Annotated in this window: 3 protein-coding genes; 2 read left to right on the top strand and 1 reads right to left on the bottom strand. The window is 66.8% G+C overall.

What is annotated here, in order from left to right; genetic code table 11:
* Nucleotides 1-436 precede the first annotated feature (436 nt).
* Nucleotides 437-700 (top strand): hypothetical protein, encoded by a 264-nt coding sequence (locus EQG76_RS02810; RefSeq protein ID WP_159710430.1) that lies wholly within the window; start codon nt 437-439, stop codon nt 698-700.
* A 130-nt stretch (nt 701-830) separates the two neighbouring features.
* Nucleotides 831-1070: a DUF4170 domain-containing protein gene (locus EQG76_RS02805; protein ID WP_159710428.1), complete on the top strand. Its 240-nt coding sequence runs from the start codon at nt 831-833 to the stop codon at nt 1068-1070.
* Between the two features lie 25 nt (nt 1071-1095).
* Here the strand turns inward: EQG76_RS02805 and EQG76_RS02800 are convergent.
* Nucleotides 1096-2319: class I tRNA ligase family protein (locus tag EQG76_RS02800; protein WP_159710426.1), on the bottom strand; the 1224-nt coding region annotated here is incomplete at its 5' end.

Raw genomic sequence — 2319 nt, 5'->3', positions numbered from 1 at the left:
GCATGATCGGGGCGGGAACGTCCGGGTCTGGCAGGAATGTTACTATTACCTGACCGAGCCATCGGACGTCTGACGAACATGCTAACGGCTTCAGAGCGGCGTCTTCGTGATCAGGATCACATGCTTTCCGGAAACTGGCGGCGCACTGCGAGCGCAGGCGAACGCCAGATCGGGCCAACTCAAGTGACATGCGGCCCGGTAGTGCAGCAGCTTCGCTGTAGTCCACAGGTGCCAAGTGGTACACATCTACTGGTATGATCAGTAGCCGGTAATAGCGGCTGATCTGCCGCTGAAGACATAACCGGACCGGTCGACTGGAAATATATTACGTTCGGCGTGGTATAATGGTCGCACCCTATTGAATCATCATGACCGGCATCCCTTCCAGCCGGTATGGTCTTACTCAGGCTCGACGCGAGCAGTCGGGGGAAATGCGATGAGTGGGCTGTTGCTCGGTGACGAAATCGTCGTGAAGTCGACCTGCGTGGTGCCGAGCGGGGCAGTGCGCCCGAGCGACCTGATCTGGACCGGTCGGGTCCGGCGCATCGAGGGCCCGTTGGTCACGATGAGCATCCTGACGGAGGGAGGCGCGGAAGTCCTGCTGCAGGCGGACAGCGGCAATCTTGGTCGCGACGACGATGGCCGCTGGGAGGTGACCTTGCCCATGACCCACCGGCTGATGGAGCCGGCCCAGGCCTGAGACGGCGGAGGAAGGAGCTGGTCCGGCGCGACAGCCGGTCGCAGCGGGCGGGACGGCGTTCACTTCCGCTGCCCGGGCCTGCAGTCTGGCGCGGTCCTGATCACCTGGCACCATCCCCGGGACCGGCACCATGACCAAGCAGCTCCTGCACCTCGTGTTCGGCGGGGAACTGACCGACCCGTCCAAGATCGAGTTCTCGGACCTGTCCAAGCTCGACATCGTCGGGATCTTTCCCAACTACGCCGAGGCGGAAAAGGCCTGGCGCGCCAAGGCGCAGGCCACCGTCGACAACGCGCAGGTCCGCTATTTCGTGGTGCACCTGCACCGCCTGCTCGAGCCCGACCCCAGGCTGGTAACGCCCGTCCCCTGAAGCCGGCCCGAGTCGCAGGCTAGGGTCAGAGCGCTGCCAGCGCCTTCTCCAGCCGTGCGGCGCGCTGGTCGAGCTCGCCCACGCGCGCCCGGGTCTCCTCGACCACGTCCGGATCGGCCTTGGCGAGAAAGCCTGGATTGCGCAGCCGGCCGGCGGCCGCCGCCGAGTCCTTCCTGGCCTTCTCGATCTCCTTGGCCAGCCGCTTCCGCTCCGCGTCCAGGTCGATCGAGCTGCCGAGCGGGAGCACGAACGTCGCCTCGTCCACCACGAGCTGGGCCACGCCGCCCTCAGGCCGCGCCGCATCCAGTGCGATCGTGCCGACCCGGGCCAGCCGCTCCAGGGCCGGGCGATGGCGCTGCAGGCGGGCACGGGTCAGCGGGCTCGCCTCCTCGACCTGCAAGTCGAGCACCGCCGCGGGCGGGACGTTGACGTCGGCGCGCGCGGCACGGATGGCCGAGATGGCGCCGATCAGCCACTCGATCTCGGCAACCGCCTCGGCATCGTTCAGGCCTTCCGGCAGCTCCGGCCAGGGATCGCTGATCAGCTGGCCATCCGGCGTGCCGAACAGCCGGGCGTGCAGCTCCTCGGTCACGAAGGGGGCCAGCGGGTTCAGCAGCTGGAGCACGTTGGCGAGCACGTAGCCCATGGTCCGCCGGGTCTCGGCCGCGGCCGCCTCGTCGTCGCCGCCCTGGAAGAAGGGCTTGGCCAGCTCCAGGTACCAGTCGCAGAACCCGTCCCAGATGAACCGGTACAGCCCCATCGCCGCATCGTTGAAGCGGTAGGAGGCCAGTGCCTCGGTCACCTCGCTTGCGGTGGTGGCGAGCCTCCCCAGGATCCAGCGGTTGAGCTGCTGCCTGGCCATGCGCGGATCGAAGGCCGGATCGAGCACGACGCCGTTCAGCTCGGCGAAGCGGCAGGCGTTCCAGAGCTTGGTGACGAAGTTGCGGTAGCCCTGGACGCGGGCCTCGCCGAACTTGATGTCCCGGCCCTGCGCCAGCGAGGCCAGGATGCCGAAGCGCAGCGCATCCGCGCCGTACTGGTCGACCAAGTCGAGCGGATCGACCACGTTGCCCTTGGTCTTGGACATCTTCTGGCCGGTCTCGTCGCGGACCAGGCCGTGGATGTAGACCGTGCGGAACGGCACATCGCCCATGAACCAGCAGCCCATCATCATCATCCGGGCTACCCAGAAGAAGATGATGTCGAAGCCGGTCACCAGCACGTCGGTGGGATAGAAGGCCTCGAGCTC

The organism is Geminicoccus flavidas, assembly GCF_009806515.1.
Lineage (GTDB): Bacteria > Pseudomonadota > Alphaproteobacteria > Geminicoccales > Geminicoccaceae > Geminicoccus > Geminicoccus flavidus.
Note: the sequence above shows the minus strand (reverse complement) of the source record. Positions and strands in the feature narration are given on the sequence as shown.

Excerpts from the sequence above, each read along its gene's own strand:
- EQG76_RS02805 (WP_159710428.1), top strand. The coding sequence starts at position 831 with ATGACCAAGCAGCTCCTGCACCTCGTGTTCGGCGGGGAACTGACCGAC.
- EQG76_RS02810 (WP_159710430.1), top strand. The coding sequence starts at position 437 with ATGAGTGGGCTGTTGCTCGGTGACGAAATCGTCGTGAAGTCGACCTGC.